At 72.9% G+C, this 15,394-nt stretch carries 17 protein-coding genes, 3 tRNA genes and 1 pseudogene; 6 read left to right on the plus strand and 15 right to left on the minus strand.

All coding sequences use genetic code 11. The features are described from left to right. Positions 1–13 precede the first annotated feature (13 nt). The 4 genes from rpmG to MF406_RS16025 form a co-directional block, all read right to left on the minus strand. Positions 14–181: a 50S ribosomal protein L33 gene (gene rpmG, locus MF406_RS16010; protein WP_242895623.1), complete on the minus strand. Its 168-nt coding sequence runs from the start codon at positions 179–181 to the stop codon at positions 14–16. Between the two features lie 69 nt (positions 182–250). Next, positions 251–324: transfer RNA gene (locus MF406_RS16015), tRNA-Met, on the minus strand. A gap of 41 nt (positions 325–365) precedes the next feature. Next, positions 366–438, minus strand: a tRNA-Thr gene (locus MF406_RS16020). Positions 439–719: 281 nt separating this feature from the next. Further along, positions 720–801: transfer RNA gene (locus MF406_RS16025), tRNA-Tyr, on the minus strand. A 294-nt stretch (positions 802–1,095) separates the two neighbouring features. Here MF406_RS16025 and MF406_RS16030 point away from each other — a divergent pair. Beyond that, entirely contained in the window at positions 1,096–1,593 is a 498-nt protein-coding gene (locus MF406_RS16030; protein ID WP_242895624.1) for a YajQ family cyclic di-GMP-binding protein, read from the plus strand. A gap of 110 nt (positions 1,594–1,703) precedes the next feature. Here MF406_RS16030 and MF406_RS16035 read toward each other — a convergent pair whose 3' ends face one another. The 4 genes from MF406_RS16035 to MF406_RS16050 all read right to left on the minus strand — a co-directional run bounded on the left by MF406_RS16035 (position 1,704) and on the right by MF406_RS16050 (position 5,975). Beyond that, positions 1,704–2,618: an NADP-dependent oxidoreductase gene (locus tag MF406_RS16035; RefSeq protein WP_242895625.1), complete on the minus strand. Its 915-nt coding sequence runs from the start codon at positions 2,616–2,618 to the stop codon at positions 1,704–1,706. A 139-nt stretch (positions 2,619–2,757) separates the two neighbouring features. Continuing rightward, positions 2,758–4,689 carry a cation-translocating P-type ATPase gene (locus tag MF406_RS16040; RefSeq protein ID WP_242895626.1) on the minus strand — a complete coding sequence of 644 codons (1,932 nt, stop codon included), beginning with the start codon at positions 4,687–4,689 and terminating at the stop codon, positions 2,758–2,760. Between the two features lie 380 nt (positions 4,690–5,069). After that, positions 5,070–5,561, minus strand: a complete 492-nt coding sequence (locus MF406_RS16045) for a tetratricopeptide repeat protein (RefSeq protein ID WP_242895627.1) — start codon at positions 5,559–5,561, stop codon at positions 5,070–5,072. Positions 5,562–5,735: 174 nt separating this feature from the next. After that, positions 5,736–5,975 carry a heavy-metal-associated domain-containing protein gene (locus MF406_RS16050; RefSeq protein WP_242895628.1) on the minus strand — a complete coding sequence of 80 codons (240 nt, stop codon included), beginning with the start codon at positions 5,973–5,975 and terminating at the stop codon, positions 5,736–5,738. Positions 5,976–6,248: 273 nt separating this feature from the next. Between MF406_RS16050 and MF406_RS16055 the strand changes: the two genes are divergently transcribed. After that, positions 6,249–6,947 (plus strand): metalloregulator ArsR/SmtB family transcription factor, encoded by a 699-nt coding sequence (locus tag MF406_RS16055; RefSeq protein WP_242895629.1) that lies wholly within the window; start codon positions 6,249–6,251, stop codon positions 6,945–6,947. Positions 6,948–7,017: 70 nt separating this feature from the next. Here the strand turns inward: MF406_RS16055 and fdxA are convergent, their stop codons facing one another. Next, complete coding sequence (gene fdxA, locus MF406_RS16060) at positions 7,018–7,362, minus strand: ferredoxin (protein ID WP_242895630.1); 345 nt, start codon at positions 7,360–7,362, stop codon at positions 7,018–7,020. Between the two features lie 166 nt (positions 7,363–7,528). Here fdxA and MF406_RS16065 point away from each other — a divergent pair, with 166 nt between their 5' ends. Together MF406_RS16065 and MF406_RS16070 are read left to right on the plus strand one after the other, a co-directional pair. Then, the gene (locus tag MF406_RS16065; protein WP_242895631.1) at positions 7,529–7,813 is read left to right on the plus strand and encodes a WhiB family transcriptional regulator; all 285 of its coding nucleotides are present in this window, start codon (positions 7,529–7,531) and stop codon (positions 7,811–7,813) included. Between the two features lie 57 nt (positions 7,814–7,870). Then, a complete protein-coding gene (locus MF406_RS16070) occupies positions 7,871–8,383 on the plus strand; it encodes a hemerythrin domain-containing protein (RefSeq protein WP_242895632.1) in 513 nt (170 codons plus the stop codon). Between the two features lie 231 nt (positions 8,384–8,614). Here the strand turns inward: MF406_RS16070 and MF406_RS19165 are convergent, their stop codons facing one another. From MF406_RS19165 to MF406_RS16075, 3 genes and pseudogenes are all read right to left on the minus strand, one after another. Further along, on the minus strand, positions 8,615–8,854 hold the full coding sequence (locus MF406_RS19165) for a PIN domain-containing protein (protein ID WP_371744525.1): 240 nt from the start codon (positions 8,852–8,854) through the stop codon (positions 8,615–8,617). A gap of 95 nt (positions 8,855–8,949) precedes the next feature. Then, positions 8,950–9,102, minus strand: a pseudogene (locus MF406_RS19170) (PIN domain-containing protein); the annotation flags it as partial. Further along, positions 9,099–9,362, minus strand: coding sequence for a type II toxin-antitoxin system Phd/YefM family antitoxin (locus MF406_RS16075; protein ID WP_242895633.1), 264 nt, complete (start codon positions 9,360–9,362; stop codon positions 9,099–9,101). The pseudogene MF406_RS19170 and the gene MF406_RS16075, both read right to left, overlap by 4 nt. 317 nt (positions 9,363–9,679) lie before the next feature. Between MF406_RS16075 and MF406_RS16080 the strand changes: the two genes are divergently transcribed. Next, positions 9,680–10,636, plus strand: coding sequence for a restriction endonuclease (locus MF406_RS16080; protein WP_242895634.1), 957 nt, complete (start codon positions 9,680–9,682; stop codon positions 10,634–10,636). A 123-nt stretch (positions 10,637–10,759) separates the two neighbouring features. On the opposite strand, the gene htpX is transcribed toward MF406_RS16080, so the two are convergent. Together htpX and MF406_RS16090 are read right to left on the minus strand one after the other, a co-directional pair. Next, on the minus strand, positions 10,760–11,629 hold the full coding sequence (gene htpX / locus MF406_RS16085) for a zinc metalloprotease HtpX (RefSeq protein WP_242895635.1): 870 nt from the start codon (positions 11,627–11,629) through the stop codon (positions 10,760–10,762). 209 nt (positions 11,630–11,838) lie between these two features. Continuing rightward, positions 11,839–13,206, minus strand: a complete 1,368-nt coding sequence (locus MF406_RS16090) for an FAD-dependent oxidoreductase (protein ID WP_371744526.1) — start codon at positions 13,204–13,206, stop codon at positions 11,839–11,841. 238 nt (positions 13,207–13,444) lie between these two features. On the opposite strand from MF406_RS16090, the gene rarD reads away from it, so the two are divergent. Next, positions 13,445–14,380 carry an EamA family transporter RarD gene (rarD, locus tag MF406_RS16095; RefSeq protein WP_242895636.1) on the plus strand — a complete coding sequence of 312 codons (936 nt, stop codon included), beginning with the start codon at positions 13,445–13,447 and terminating at the stop codon, positions 14,378–14,380. Positions 14,381–14,432: 52 nt separating this feature from the next. On the opposite strand, the gene MF406_RS16100 is transcribed toward rarD, so the two are convergent. Further along, on the minus strand, positions 14,433–15,374 hold the full coding sequence (locus MF406_RS16100) for a polyprenyl synthetase family protein (RefSeq protein WP_242897839.1): 942 nt from the start codon (positions 15,372–15,374) through the stop codon (positions 14,433–14,435). Positions 15,375–15,394: the final 20 nt, after the last annotated feature.

Below are 15,394 nucleotides of genomic sequence, written 5' to 3' on the forward strand. Positions count from 1 at the left end.
CGGCCCGGGGGCCTCAGCGGGTCTCGCGGTGCGCGGTCTTGGCGTTGCAGCGCGGGCAGTACTTCTGCAGCTCGAGCCGGTCGGGGTTGTTCCGGCGGTTCTTCTTGGTGATGTAGTTGCGCTCCTTGCACACCTCGCAGGCGAGGGTGATCTTGGGGCGGACATCGGTGGACTTGGCCACGTCGGTTCCTCACGTTCGGGTCGGTTCGGCACGTTCGGCGCGGCCGTGCGGCCGCGGGGGTCGGGCCGGTAGCGGGGGCGGGGCTCGAACCCGCGACCTCACGATTATGAGTCGTGCGCTCTCACCAGCTGAGCTACCCCGCCGCGTCGCCCGCGCGCAGCCGCACGGGCGGCACGCAAGCCAGAGCCCCGAAAGGGAATCGAACCCTTGACCTTCTCCTTACCATGGAGACGCTCTGCCGACTGAGCTATCGGGGCAGCGCGAACGAGCGTACACGGGGCCGGGTGGGTTCACGAAATCTCCCAGAGCGTAGCCGCGGTGAGCCCACTCACAGGGGGCGTGGCGCGCGTGGCGGCGGTGGGCCCGCCGGCGAGGCCCTCGCCCGGCGGTCGCGTCGAGCTTCCGCCGGCCCGACCGATGCCGGTCGGCCCGCCCCCTCCCAGGCCTCGTCCCGCCGTCGGGCACCGGGGACCTCGTCTCCCCCGCCCGGCGCCGGGGACGACGGCGGCCCATCACCTGGAGGTGAGGGGCCGGTCGGTGGCGGGTGAGGGATTCGAACCCCCGAAGCATTCCGCGGCTGATTTACAGTCAGCTCCCTTTGGCCGCTCGGGCAACCCGCCGTGCGCAGGCAAGGATAGCAACCCCGCGGTGGGCGGCCGGACCACGGGGCACGCTGCCGCCACTGGCGGCGCGGCGATGCTGGTCACAGTCGCCGCCGGGCCCGCCGAGCCGCTCGGTACCGGCCGCGCCGCGCGGCCTACCCCCGGAGGCGGCGCCGCTGGGCCGGCTCCGCAACGTGGCGCCGCGGGGCCCGCTCCCCAACGTGGCGCCGCAGGGCCGGCGCCGCGAGGTGCCCGACCGCCCGCCGCTCGGCCATGATGGGGCAGGACCGAACGCAGACGCAGGGAGCGACCATGGCCGACTCGTCCTTCGACATCGTGAGCAAGGTGGACCGCCAGGAGGTGGACAACGCCGTCAACCAGGCCGCCAAGGAGATCGCCCAGCGGTACGACTTCAAGAACGTGGGCGCCTCGGTGCAGCTCGCCGGCGACACCGTCACCATGACGGCGAACTCCGCGGAGCGCGTCAAGGCCGTGCTCGACGTGCTCCAGACCAAGCTCATCCGCCGCGGCGTCTCGCTCAAGGCCCTCGACCTCGGCGACGGCGAACCGAAGCAGTCCGGCAAGGAGTACCGGCTGGTCGGAACCCTGAAGGAGGGGCTGGACCAGGAGAACGCCAAGAAGATCACCAAGCTCATCCGCGACCAGGGCCCCAAGGGCGTTAAGGCGCAGATCACCGGGGACGAGGTCCGGGTCACCTCCAAGAGCCGGGACGACCTCCAGGCGGTCATCACCCTGCTCAAGGGCGCGGACAACATCGACGCCGCCCTCCAGTTCACCAACTACCGCTGACCTGGAAGCGCCCAGGCCAGCAGGGGCCTGGGCGCGTCTCGGTCCGCCGGGACCGCAGAACCGCCGCGCAGCTCCTGCCTGAGAATCGGCCGCTGCGGTGGGCATCGGGATCAGGCGCCGGGCACCTCGATGACGATCTTGCCGGTTGCGTGGCCGTTCTCGACGGCGCCGATGGCCTCGCCAGCGTCCTGCAGCGAGTACACGGCGCTGACGTGCGGGTCGACGAGGTGGTACTCGATGACCGCGGTGATCTTCTCCATCGCCTCGGCCGTGCGGTGCAGGGCGGTGCCGCCGAGCTCGGTGGCGGTACCCGGGTCGGCGGCGGAGATAATCCTGGTGGGGTCGTCGACCAGGCCGGCGACCTCGCGCAGGGCGTCTCCGCCGACCAGGTCGAGGATCAGGTCCACCCCGCCCGGGGCGACCTGGCGGACGCGGTCGCTCACGCCGTCGCCGGAGGGCACGAAGGTGGCGCCGGTGGACTCGACGACCTCTCGCTTGGCCGGGCTGGCGACACCGATGGCGGTGAGCTGGTGGACCTTGCCGATCTGGGCGGCCATGAGACCGACGCCACCGCCGGCGCCGAGGATGAGCAGCCGCTGGCCGGGTTCGAGCTCGATCTGGTGGGTGCCGTCGTAGGCGGTGGCGGCCGCGACGGGAATGGTGGCTGCGTCGGTGAAGGAGATCTCCGCGGGCTTGGCCATCGCCTCGGCAGCGCGCACGAGGGTGTCCTCGGCGAATGCGCCGTACCCGGGGACGACCGGGCCGAGGATGGGCTCGCCCACGGCGAAGCCGTCCACCCCGTCGCCGACGACGGTGACGACGCCGGCGACCTCCTGCCCCATCGGGGCAGGCAACGGCGTCTGCTTGCCGTAGCGGCCCGAGCGGATCTTCCAGTCGACGGGGTTGACGCCGGCGGCGCGGACCTGCACGGCCAGCTCGCCCGGTCCCGGCTCGGGGACGGGCCGGTCGATCAGTCGCTGCGTCTCGGGACCACCAAACGCGGTGAACACGTACACCTTGGACATCGGTTCGCTTCTTTCTTTCTGCGCGCAGCTGCGGTGAAGGTGCCGCTGTCGGCGGCGGAGGCCACGAAGGGTGAGGGCCTGGTTCCTCTGGCGGCTCCGACGGGGCCGGGGACGGCGGTGCCGTCCCCGACCCGCGGGGTCATCGGGTGACGAGCTCGGCCGGTGCGGCCGGGTACTCCTCTCGTGCGGTCGCGTCGCGCGTGGTGTCCTCGCGGCGGCGCAGCAGCCGCATCGCGTTGGCGATGACGACGAGGACCGAGGCCTCGTGGACGAGCATCCCGATCGCCATCGTCACGCCGCCGGCGAACACGCCGGCGAGCAGGAGCGTGACCGTCACGAGCGCGACGGTGATGTTCTGCCGCATGACGGACACGGTGCGCTTGGCCAGGCCGATAGCCTCGGGGAGCTTGCGGAGGTTGTCCCCCATGAGGGCGATGTCGGCGGTCTCCACGGCGACGGCGGAGCCGGCCGCCCCCATCGCCACGCCGATGTCGGCGGTGGCCAGGGCGGGGGCGTCGTTGACGCCGTCGCCGACCATCGCGACGGTGCGGCCCTGGCGCTGGAGCTCGCGGACGGCGTCGAGCTTGTCCTCCGGCAGCAGCCCGGCCCGGACCTCGTCCACCCCGGTGGCCGCGCCGATGGCCTCGGCGACGAGCGGGGCGTCGCCGGTGAGCATGACGACCCTCGTCACCCCGGCCGCGTGCAGCCGGCGCACCATCTCGGCGGCGTCCGCGCGGACCTGGTCGGCGACGGCGACCACACCGACCACCGTCTCGTCGACGGCGACGATCATCGGCGTACGGCCGGCGGCGGCGAGCTCCTCCGCCGCTGCTGCGGCGCCCACGGCGTCGGCCACCCCGAGCTGGTCGAGCAGGGCGGCGTTTCCGACCAGGACCCGGCGCCCGCCGGTCGTGGCCGTGATGCCCTTGCCCGGCACCGGCTGCACGGCGTCCGGCAGGCCGGGGGTGGCCAGGCCCTCCGCCGCGGCGGCCTCAAGGATCGGCCGGGCCAGCGGGTGCTCGGAGCCGGCCTCGGCGGCCGCGGCCCAGGCGAGCACCTGCCCGCGGTCCACGGCCGGGTCGAGGACGACGACGTCGCTCAGCTGCGGGCGCCCCTCGGTCAGGGTGCCGGTCTTGTCCACCGCGACGGCGTCGATCCGCGCCGAGCTCTCCAGGAACTCCCCGCCCTTGATCAGGATGCCGTCCCTGGCGGCCCGGCCGATGCCGGCGACGATCGCGACCGGGATGGAGATGACCAGCGCCCCGGGGCAGCCGATCACGAGCAGGGTCAGGGCGAGGACCACGTCCCCGGTGACCAGGCCGACCACCAGCGCCAGGGCCATGATCCCGGGGGTGTACCAGGTGGCGAACCGGTCGATGAACGCCTGGGTCTTGGCCTTGACGTCCTGCGCCTCCTCCACCCGGTGGATGATCCGCGCCAGGGTGGTGTCGGCCCCGACCCCGGTGGCCCGGACCTGCAGGAACCCGCCGCGCGAGACGGTGCCGGCGAAGACCCGGTCGCCCGCGGCCTTCTCGACCGGGATGGACTCACCGGTGATGGAGGCCTCGTCCACGGCGCCGGTGCCGGCGATGACCTCGCCGTCGACCGGCACCTTCGCCCCGTTCTTGACCAGGACCGTCTCCCCCGTGCCGACGGCGCCGGCCGGGACCTCGACCTGCTGACCGTCGCGCATGACGACGGCGACGTCGGGGGCGACGGCGACCAGCTCGGCCAGCGCGGAGCGGGTCTTGTTCATCGTGCGGGCCTCCAGGGCGTGCCCGACGGCGAAGAGGAAGGTCACCGCGGCGGCCTCCCAGTACTCGCCGACGATGATCGCGCCGGCCGCGGCGACGGAGACCAGCAGGTCGATGCTGATGTTCTTCACCGCCAGGGCCCGGACGGCCTTGACGGCGATCGGGATGCCGGCGACCAGGGCCGCGGCCACCATGAAGATGTTGCTGACCGGGTCCGACCCGAGGACGCGGGCGACGAAGAACGACGCCAGGATCGCCGCCCCGGAGACCGTCGGTACGGCCCACGGCCCGTGCCACCAGCGCTGCAGCGTGTTCATGGTTCTTGTCCTTCTCTCGATGCGGGTTCGCCCCCGGTTCCCGGGTGCTGATTGCGACGCTACGAACGTCGCCCGCGCCGGACCATGACGGGCGTCAATGAACCGCACACTGGCCGAGAAGGGGGTCCTGGCGGCCGCGGGCTGCCAACCGCCAGGTGTCAACGGCCATGTCAACGGCCAGGTGCAGGTGGGGCCGGAAGCCGCCGACCGGAGCAAGGATCTGTCGGCGACCATCCACCGGTGGATGTCCCAGGTCGTCTCGACCTGGACGTGCTCGGGCTCGCGACGAGGCCTGCCAGACGGGTCTGCTTGGCGCGGTGAGCAGGGTCGTGCCGGTGCGCGCGGCGCTGAGCGCCGATGATCTGGTCGAGGGTTGACGGTCAGGCGTCCCCGGACCGTTCGGTCAGCGCCTCGGCATAGCTCTCGACGGCGTGCCGGTACATGGGCAGCGTGCGCGCGAGGGCTCTCGTGGCTGTGGCGAGCGCTTCGTCGTGCCGTCCACAGTCGTGGAGCGCCAGGGCCAGGAACGCCTGCGCCGCGTCACCGGTGACCTCGTCGCTCGGCTGCGCCCGCAGCAGCTCGACGGCTGCTTCCGGCTCGCCGGTGTTCCGCAGCGAGCTCGCCAGCTGGATGACCGCTTGCGGCTTCCGGGCCCCGGCCAGCCCACGGTCGAGCGCCGCCCGGTACAGCGGGATCGCCTCGTGCTCCCTGCCGAGGAAGTCGTGCACCGACGCCCACTCGTACAGCGCCTCCGGATCGTCCGCCGGACGCTCCTCGACCAGTGCGCGCATCTCGCTGAGCGCCGCAGCGGGTCTGGCATCATCGGCCGAGGCCCAGTACGCGGCGATCCGCTCGTCCCAGGTGTCCGACACGGTTCCCATCCTCCGCCACTCGCCGACCGGGGATAGACAACGCGGCGACCGGCGCCGCGGAAGAACAGGTGCGCCGCCGTGGGCCGGTCCTCGGACCGGCCCACGGCGGCGCAGATTCGTCCGGGATGGCGGTGCAGGGCACCCCGGGTGGTGCCCCTTGTCCGCGTCTGGTGCTCAGAAGGCGGCGGGACGGGCGACGTAGCCGGCCTTGGCGACGGCGGCGACGAGGTCGTCCACGGAGACGACGGACGGGTCGTGGTCGACCTCGATGCGGGCCGAGGCGAAGTGGACCTGGACGGCGGTGACGCCGTCCAGGCGCCCGACCTGCTTCTCGATCTTGGCCACGCAGGAGGGGCAGGAGAAGCCCTCGGCGCGCAGGACGGTGTGGGTGGTGGTGGAAGCGGTGGTGCTCATGGCTCGTGGTCCTCTCTCAGACTCGCTCTCACCCGCTCTGGGGTGCTGACTACGACGCTAGGAGCGGCGCCCGGAGCGGACCATGACGTACGTCAATCAACTGCCGATCACGTCGTGGGTGCTCCCGAGACTCCGGATCAGAAGGCCCACCCAGGAGACCCGCTCAGCGTGCGCGTACCGCGGGCCGCTCGACGCAGGCAGTCGTCCTCGTGACGGCGCTGGTGCCCGTCACGGACCGGCTTGCGGGCCGTGGCCGGTGCGATGATGCCTCACGTGAGCAGACGACCGGTCGATGCGGGTGCGGAGCGTTCCCGTGCCGACTCGCGCCGGCGCGTGCTCCAGGTCCTGCGCGCCGCACCGAAGGGTTGCGGGGTCGGCCAGGTCGCCGACCGCACCGGCCTGCACCCCAACACGGTGCGCTTCCACCTCGAGCGCCTCGAGATGGACGGGCTGATCTCCCGGCAGGTACGACGCAGCGGCGAGCCGGGGAGACCTCCGCTGACGTACACGGCCATCCCGGTTCCCGACGCCGGGCACGAGCACCGTCAGTTCGGTCCGCTGGCCGAGGTCCTCGCCCAGCTCGTCGCGCGCACCACCTCCGATCCGGCAGGGGCGGCCGTCGAGGCCGGCCGGTCCTGGGGCCTGACGATGGTCGAGCCCGCCACCGGGCCGACCCCACCGGCCGATGCGACAGCCACGCTGGTCGGGACCCTGGGCGCGGTCGGGTTCGTGCCCGAGGTGTCCGTCACCGGTGAGCACACCACGGTCCTGCAGCGGCACTGCCCGTTCCTCGAGGTCGCCCAGGCCCACCAGGACGTGATCTGCTCGGTCCACCTGGGGCTGATGCGCGGAGTCCTCGAGCGCCTGAACACCACGGTTGTCGCCGAGCGTCTGGTGCCCTTCGCCAGCCCGGATGGATGCGAGGCGTACCTGAGCTCCGGGACCGCCCCGGGCTCGGCCGCATCTGACTGAGAGCGCCGGTCCCCGGTCGCCACGCTCCGCGGGCATCGGGTCAGGCCTCGTCGCCCACCGTGGCCGTCACTCATGTGGTCGCCCTCGGGTGAGCGGCGACCAGCTCGGTGTCCGTGCCGATGGGGCCCAGCTTGGCGGCGCCGCCGGGAGAACCGATGGGGTCGGCGCGTCCTGGTAGTGGTTGGTCGAAGAAGCGGGCGTTGTCGGCGAGGAAGGGCTGGAGGTGCTCGGGCAGGTCGTCCTCGTAGTAGATCGCCTCGACGGGGCATACCGGCTCGCACGCCCCGCAGTCCACGCACTCGTCGGGGTGGATGTACAACGACCGTTCGCCCTCGTAGATGCAGTCCACCGGGCATTCGTCTACGCACGCCCTGTCCATGATGTCGATGCACGGCGCGCCGATCACGTAGGTCATGGTCGGTCCTCCCATCCGGCTCGTCAGCCACACCCGCGGGGCCGGACCAGGGATGTGACGCTGGCGGCTTCTCGCCACCAGGTTGTTCACAGTTGTTCTTGGAGATACTAGCCTGGCAGCAGCGCCGCCGGCCTGCCCGTCGGCATGAGGAGGGGAGGGAGTGGTGATGGACTGGCGTCAGCGCGCCGCGTGCCGGGGCGAGGATCCGGAGCTGTTCTTCCCCGCGGGCGACACCCGGTCGGCTCAGGAGCAGATGGAGGCGGCGGCCAAGGCGGTGTGCGCCCGGTGCGCAGTGATCGACACGTGCTTGACGTGGTCGTTGCAGACCGGCCAGGACACCGGCGTCTGGGGTGGGATGTCCGAGGCGGACCGCCGGACGCTGCGGCGCCCGTCCGTCCGGGTCCGCCGGACGCTGCGGCGCCCGTCCGCCCAGGTGCGCCGGTCTGCCTGACCATGTGCCTCGACCTCATCGAGTGGCGTCAGTCTGTGTTGATTCTCCCAATGATTGGTGGCGAACACCGCTATGAGCGAACCGGAAAGCACCCGCCCGCCCGGCGCCGAATGGATCGGCGGCACGGTGCCGCGGGCGGCCCACGAGCACCATGCGGAGCTGTGGTCCGGACTTGCGCGTCGCGAGGCGGCCCTGGTTGATGCCGTGACCGCGGGCGAAGACCATGAACCGCCCCGGGCCGAGATGGTGGACTTCCTGCACGGGGAGGTCTTCGCCCACCTGCAGACCGAGGAGCTGGTGCTGTACAACGCTGCGCGCGGAGTCGGTGCGCACGCCCTGGTGGCCACCCTGGAGCTGGACCACAAGTCGCTGCTGAGCCTGACCGAGCACATCGCCCAGGCCAGCACCGGCCTAGACGCTGCCCTGCTGGCACGGGCGCTGGTGATGCTGTTCGTGCTGCGGATGGAGAAGGAAGAGACGGTGCTCCTGCCGACACTGGCCGAGGCCGGCATCGACGTCTCGGTCCTGCTTCAGGGCCGGCCCGAGATGCTGGGCACCGACCAGGCCTGAAGGCCCAACACCGAGCGAAGCAGGTGCGGTAGGCGGCCTCGGTGGCCTGGCGATGCCAGGGCGACGGCGAGGTGGGTTGTGCAGTTGATCCGCGACCAGCGCCCGAAGGGCGTGAAGGCGCGGATCACGGGGACGAGGTCCACGTCACCTCCAAGAGCCGGGAGGACCTGCAGGCGGTCATCACCCTGCTCAAGGGCGCGGAGAACATCGGCGCCGCCCTCCACCCATCAACTACCGCTGAGCGCGCCGCGCCGGGATCCGACTACTCGCCCATGAAGTCTGCTGCGTTGCCGAGGTATAGCTCGATCCGGTCGGTGGTCCAGGTGGGGACACCCGTCCCGAAAAATCCTGGTCCTCCGTCCAGATGGGGCAGCCGAGGACGAGCGCGGCGGCAAGGACTTCCCAGTCGTCTGGGTCCCGCGAGCCGATGCGGGCAAGCGCATTGGTGCGATACCGCACGTACGCCTGCATGGGTAACACCTGCACGATCCGACGCGAAGAGCGTCGAGAACCTCCATCGCGGCCACGACCGTGGAGGCGTCGAGACCGTGTCTGGCCAGCAGGGTTGGGAGGTAGGTGACGGCTTCCTCGAACGCGCTGCCCGGCGCATAGAAGGACGCTCGTACGGCGTACTGCTCGATGATGGCGCGAACTCGCCGACCGAGGACTGCGCGAATCAGGATGTTGGCGTCGAGAACGATACGCGCCTCGGCGGTCATGCTTCGGTCGTCGCCGTGGACCGGGCCTCACCAAACTTCGTGACGATCTCTCCGATCTCCTGCTCGTCGAGGTGGAGCAAGGCGTCCAGCTTCGCGGCGGCGGCCCGAAGAGCGGCGGCATCCGCTTCCCGATCGGTGGGGGTGGGGATGAAGTAGCCGACCGTCCGACCGTGCCGAGTGACGGCGACCGGCACGTCAGCGTCGATGAACGCGGCGAGGTCGGCACGGAACTTGCGTATGCCGACCCTCTGGGCAGTCACTGTCGCCTCCTCCCGTGTATCACTGTGTACGCATCTTAGCGGGGTGGCTGCCGCAATCACACGACCTCCCGTCCCACTGCCCGGAGCCGTCGTCGCCAGCCGGCGTCAAGCGTCGGCGTAGAACGAGGAACGGCTGGAAGGAGGCGGGGCCGCGTCGATCGCTGCGACGTTGCCATCGGCCGGTCTGGTCGCACCGACCCGGTCCCGACCGGCGGCCGGGGCGCTGAGCCCACGCGGCTGAAGTACCGGTCGCTCCACCGGTGGGTGCGGGAGCATGCTGGGAACGCCGCCCGGCCCAGGTTCCAGGAGGTCCGCCGATGACCGACCCGCTCCCCACCTGGCAGGACTACATGGCACCCGCGCTGCACGTGCTCATCGACGGCGAGGTCCACCGCGCCCGAGACGTCTGCACCGCTGCGGCGGACCACCTCGGCGTCTCGCCGGAGGAGCGGGCCCAGCTCATCCCGTCCGGCCAGCCTCGCTACCTCAACCGGGGGATGTGGGCGCTGTCCTACCTGGCGCGGGCGGGCGCCGTCGACCGGCCGGCCCGTGGCCGGTACCGGATCACCGACGTCGGCCGCCGCCTCCTGGCGACCCACCCGGACGGGATCGCCGAGCGAGACCTGCGCGAGCCGCCTGATTACGTCTCCCCCTACGCCCGCTCCACTGCCGGTGCTGCTCCGGAGGCGCCAGACGACGCCGCTCAGGCCTCTGCCGGGCCGTCCGCTCTCGCCGTCGTCGTGGGCGAAGAAGCCGCCCTCTCCCCGACCGAGCAGGTCGAGGAGGGCATCGAGCGGATCCACGCCGGCGTGGTGAGCGACCTGCTCCGGCGGCTGCACGAGCAGGAGCCGGCGTTCTTCGAGCAGGCCGTGCTCGACCTGCTGATGGCGATGGGGTACGGCGGGGCGGAGGGCCGGGCGACCCGGACCCAGCTGACCAACGACGGTGGCATCGACGGGATCATCGACCAGGACGCGCTGGGCCTCTCCCGGGTGTACGTGCAGGCGAAGCGGTACGCGGTGGACGCCGTCGTCGGGCGCCCGGAGATCCAGGCCTTCGTCGGCGCGCTGCACGGCAACCAGGCGAGCCAGGGCGTCTTCATCACGACCGGCCGCTTCAGCCGGAGCGCCCTCGAGTTCGCCGATGCCGTCGCGACCCGCGTCGTGCTCGTCGACGGCGCCCGGCTCGCGCGGCTGATGATCAAGTACCGGGTCGGCGTGCAGGTGCGGAAGACCTACGACGTCGTCGAGGTCGACGAGGACTTCTTCGAGTAGTCGCCGCCTACGTCGGCACCAGCGGGGCTCGCGCCGCCCGGCTGCCGCCCGAGACGCGGGCCGGTAGCACCGGCACCCGGCCCCCCGCGACCCGGGCCCGTAGGCGCCGGCGCCGGGGCAGGGTCAGTACCCGGCCATCCGCTCCAGGCGCGCGATGCGCTCCCGCATCGGCGGGTGGGTGGCAAACATCCGGGTGAGGCCGCTGCTGCCGCGGAAGGGGTTGGCGATCATCATGTGGCTGACGTTCTCCAGCCGCTGGCTCGGGGCCAGCGGCCGGGCGGCGGCGCCGGACTCGATCTTGCGCAGCGCGGAGGCCAGGGCGAGCGGGTCGCCGGTGAGCCGGGCGCCGTCCTCGTCGGCGTCGTACTCCCGGGTGCGGGAGATCGCGAGCTGGATGAGGCTCGCGGCGATCGGCGCGAGCAGCGCGGTGGCGATCATGGCCAGCGGGTTGCCGCCGCGCTCCCGGCCGCCGCCGCCGAAGAACATCAGGAACTGCGCCACCGAGGTGATCACGCCGGCGACGGCGGCGGCCACCGAGGACGTCAGGATGTCCCGGTTGTACACGTGCATCAGCTCGTGCCCGAGGACGCCCCGCAGCTCGCGCGGCTCCAGCAGGCGCAGGATCCCCTCGGTGCAGCACACCGCCGCGTTGCGCGGGTTGCGGCCGGTGGCGAAGGCGTTCGGCTGCGCCGTGGGCGAGATGTACAGCCGGGGCATGGGCTGGCGGGCGGCCGTGGCCAGCTCGCGGACGACGGCGTAGTAGCCCGGCGCCTCGGCCTCGCTTACCGGCCGGGCGGCCATCGCGCGCAGCGCGAGCTTGTCGGAGTTCCAGTAGCTGTAGAAGGTCGTCGCCACGCCGATGAGGGCGAAGACCCAGATGAACGCCGAGCGCCCGGTGCCCTGGGCGATGATCGCGCCGATCGCCAGCAGCAGCACCCACAGGGCGCTGAACAGCAGGGTGGTCTTCAGCCCGTTGAAGTGACGGTTGGTCATCGTGCTCCCTCAGGTCGTCCCCGCCGGCGGTCGCCGCTCGGTGGCGGCGATGCGGACGGGCTTCTCCCTGGTGCAACGCCGGCGCCGTCGTGCCCGTTCCCGGGCCGGCCACGGGAGCCTCGTGGCCGTGCGGACGCGGGCGGCCGCGCCTGACCCGCTGGGTGCGGCCGCGCCCGGGCGTGCCGCTCGGCGCCTGCGCCGCGGCCGGCTCAGACCAGCTGGCCGTCGTGCTCCTCGCCGCGGGAGATGGCGGTCATCGTGTCGCGGTGCACGACCTTGATGCGGTCGCGCGGGACGCCGTCGGACGCGGCACCCAGCTGGCGCTCGTAGGCGTCGAGGAGCTCCCAGCCGTGCCAGGTGGTGAACCGCACCCCGGCCGCCTCCAAAGCGGCGAGCATGGCGTCGTGCCCGACGGCGGCCTCGTCCCGGGCGTGCAGCAGCCCGGCGCGGGCGTCCTCGACGAGGTGGGCTATGGTCTGCTGGGCGTCGGACTTCGTCGAGCCGATCAGGCCCACCGGGCCGCGCTTGATCCAGCCGGTGGCGTAGACGCCGGGCAGGTACTCGCCGTCGTCCCCGAGGACCCGGCCCTCGGTGTTGGGGATGGTCCCGGAGGTCTCGTCGAACGGCAGGCCGGGGACCGGGGAGCCGAAGTAGCCGACGGCGCGGTAAACGGCCTGGACCGGGGTGTCGACGAACTGCCCGGTGCCGCGCACGGTGCCGTCGCCGACGAGCTCGGTGCGCTCGGTGCGGATGCCCTCCACCCGGTCCGAGCCGAGGATCTCCACCGGGCGGTGGAGGAAGTGCAGGTGGATCCGGCGCGAGGCGGTCCGCTCGGCGGGGTCCTTGAGGGTGAAGTCCATCAGCGTCTTGACGACCTGCTTGGTCTGGTTGGAGGCGCGGATGGCCTCCTCCGACCCCTCGTCGAAGACGAAGTCCTCGTCGTAGACCACGATGTCGACGTCGGGCACCTTGCCGAGCTCGCGCAGCTCCAGCGGGGTGAACTTCGCCTGGGCGGGCCCGCGGCGGCCGAAGATGTGCACGTCGGTGACCGGGCTGGCCGCCAGGCCGGCGGCGACGTTCGGCGGGATCTCGGTGACCATCAGGTCCTCGACGTGCTTGGCGAGCATGCGGGCGACGTCGAGGGCGACGTTGCCGACGCCGAGGACGGCGACCTCGCGGGCGTCCAGCGGCCAGGTCCGCGGCACGTCGGGGTGGCCGTCGTACCAGGAGACGAAGTTGGCGGCGCCGTAGCTGCCGGGCAGGTCGGTGCCCGGGATGTTCAGCGGGGCGTCCCGGTCCGAGCCGGTGGAGAAGATGACGGCGTCGTAGTGCCGCTGCAGCTCCTCCACCGAGATGTCCCGGCCGACGTCGACGTTGCCGATGAGGTTGATGTCCCCGCGCTGGAGGATCTTGTACAGGGCGATGATGATCTGCTTGATCCGCGGGTGGTCCGGCGCCACGCCGTAGCGCACCAGGCCATAGGGGGCGGGCAGCCGCTCGAAGAGGTCGATGCTGACGTCCAGCCCGGACTTGGCCAGGATGTCGGCGGCGTAGATGCCGGCGGGGCCGGCGCCCACGAGTGCCACGCTGAGCGGGCGGGAGCTGGTCAACGGGTGCCTCTCGGTCGGGGTGCCGCCGGCGCTATCAGGGCGCCGCGGCGGGCGGGAATCCGCCGACCAGTCTAGGGCGGCCGGTCCGGCCGCCGGTGTGACGCCGGTCGCGGCCGGCGCGGTCACGACCGGCGGCACCCGCTACCAGGCAGCCGCCCCGCGGACGCGCCGCCCCCTCGCGGGCGGCCGGTGGCAGGCTGCCGGGGTGCGCACGGAGGTCGACCGGGTCGGGCTGGTCCTGGGGCTGTCCTGCTACCTGCTGTGGGGCGCCTTCCCGCTGTACTTCCGGCTGCTGGACCGGGCCGGGGCGGTGGAGATCGTCGCGCACCGGGCGGCGTGGTCGCTGGGGTTCTGCCTGCTCCTGCTCGCCGTGACCCGCGGCTGGCGGCAGGTGGCCGACGTCGTCCGGACGCCCGGGACGCTCGGCACCCTCGCGCTGGCCGCGGCGCTGGTGGCGGTGAACTGGCTGGTCTACGTCTACGGGGTCAACACCGGCCGCACGATCGACGCGGCCCTGGGCTACTTCGTCAACCCCCTGGTCACCACCGTGCTGGCGGTGGTGGTGCTCGGCGAGCGGCTCCGCCCGGCGCAGTGGGCGGCGACCGGCATCGGCGCGGCGGCCGTCGTCGTCATCGCCGTCGGCTACGGCCGGCTGCCGTGGATCTCCCTCGCCCTGGCGGTGAGCTTCGGGCTGTACGGGCTGGCGAAGAACCGGGCCGGCCGCACCGTCGGGGCGCTGGCCGGGCTGACGGTGGAGACGGCGGTGCTGTTCCCGGTGGCGGTGGGGTACCTGCTCGTGCTGGCCGCGGCCGGCGGGGGCACCTTCGGCGCCGGCGGCGCCGACCGCGCGGCGCACATGCTGCTGCTGGTCGCCGCCGGGCCGCTGACCGCCGTCCCGCTGCTGCTCTTCGGGGCCGCGGCGCGGCGCCTGCCGCTCAGCGTGGTGGGGATGCTGCAGTACCTGACCCCGGTGCTCCAGCTCGTGGTGGGCGTGGCGCTCTTCCACGAGCCGATGCCGCCGGAGCGGTGGGCCGGGTTCGCGCTGGTCTGGCTGGCGATCGCGGTGCTCACCGCGGACGGCTGGCGCCAGGCGTACCGGCGGGGCCCGGGGCGGCCGGGCGTGGCCGACGGCGCCGCCTAGCCCGCCGGGTGTGGCCGGCGGCGCGGCCTAGCCCGCCGTCGTCGGCCCGGGCTCAGGCGAGCCGGTCCACCAGCACCGAGGCGAAGGCGCCGAGGGCGTCCTTGACCTGCCCGTCGGGCAGCGGCGCGAGCTCGGCGACGGCGTCCTCGGCCCACCGGGTGGCCAGCGCGCGGGCCTCGGCGACGACCTCGTGGCCCCGCAGGTCCGCGACCACCGCGCCGAGCGCGTCGTCGGACAGGTCGGTGCCGAGCCGCTGCAGCAGCCGGGCGCCGGCGGGGTCCAGGGTGCCGGCGGCGGCCCGCTCGCGGAGCAGCAGCACGGGCATGGTGTCCACGCCCTCGCGCAGGTCGGTGCCCGGCGTCTTGCCGGTGGTGGCGGCGTCGGCGGAGAGGTCGATGACGTCGTCGGCGAGCTGGAACGCCACCCCCACCTTCTCCCCGTACCGGGCCAGGAGCCCGGCCACCCTCTCCCCCGCGCCGCCGAACGCGGCGCCGTACCGGGCGGAGGTGGCGATGAGGGAGCCGGTCTTGTCGGCCAGGACGTCCAGGTAGTGCGCCACCGGGTCCTGCCCGTCGGCCGGGCCGAGGGCCTCGTGGAGCTGGCCCAGGCAGAGCCGCTCGAAGGTCTCGGCGTGCACCCGCACCGCGTCCGGGCCGAGGGCCGCGACCAGCTGGGAGGCCCGTGCGAAGAGCAGGTCCCCGGTCAGGATGGCCACCGAGTTGCCCCACACCTCGTGCGCGGCCGGCGCCCCGCGCCGCAGCGGGGCGGAGTCCATCACGTCGTCGTGGTAGAGGGTGGCCAGGTGGGTGACCTCGACGGCGACCGCGGCGGTCAGCACGTCCTCGCCCGGCCCCTCCCCCAGCTCGGCGGCCAGCAGCGTGAGCAGCGGCCGCAGCCGCTTCCCGCCGGCCGCGGCCAGGTGCGCGGCCGGTGCGTCGACGAGCGCGTCGGTGACGGCGACCGCGGCGCGCAGCCGGTTCTCCACGGCCGCCATGGCGGGGGCGAGCCGGGACT

Origin of the sequence: Georgenia sp. TF02-10 (genome assembly GCF_022759505.1) — a bacterium.
Lineage (GTDB): Bacteria > Actinomycetota > Actinomycetes > Actinomycetales > Actinomycetaceae > TF02-10.

Bases quoted from the DNA above. Each gene is read 5' to 3' on its own strand.
- MF406_RS16030 (WP_242895624.1), top strand. From the start codon at position 1,096: ATGGCCGACTCGTCCTTCGACATCGTGAGCAAGGTGGACCGCCAGGAG.
- MF406_RS16035 (WP_242895625.1), bottom strand. From the start codon at position 2,618: ATGTCCAAGGTGTACGTGTTCACCGCGTTTGGTGGTCCCGAGACGCAG.
- MF406_RS16040 (WP_242895626.1), bottom strand. From the start codon at position 4,689: ATGAACACGCTGCAGCGCTGGTGGCACGGGCCGTGGGCCGTACCGACG.
- MF406_RS16050 (WP_242895628.1), bottom strand. From the start codon at position 5,975: ATGAGCACCACCGCTTCCACCACCACCCACACCGTCCTGCGCGCCGAG.
- fdxA (WP_242895630.1), bottom strand. From the start codon at position 7,362: ATGACCTACGTGATCGGCGCGCCGTGCATCGACATCATGGACAGGGCG.
- MF406_RS16065 (WP_242895631.1), top strand. From the start codon at position 7,529: ATGGACTGGCGTCAGCGCGCCGCGTGCCGGGGCGAGGATCCGGAGCTG.
- MF406_RS19165 (WP_371744525.1), bottom strand. From the start codon at position 8,854: ATGCAGGCGTACGTGCGGTATCGCACCAATGCGCTTGCCCGCATCGGC.
- MF406_RS16080 (WP_242895634.1), top strand. From the start codon at position 9,680: ATGACCGACCCGCTCCCCACCTGGCAGGACTACATGGCACCCGCGCTG.
- htpX (WP_242895635.1), bottom strand. From the start codon at position 11,629: ATGACCAACCGTCACTTCAACGGGCTGAAGACCACCCTGCTGTTCAGC.
- MF406_RS16100 (WP_242897839.1), bottom strand. From the start codon at position 15,374: ATGGCGGCCGTGGAGAACCGGCTGCGCGCCGCGGTCGCCGTCACCGAC.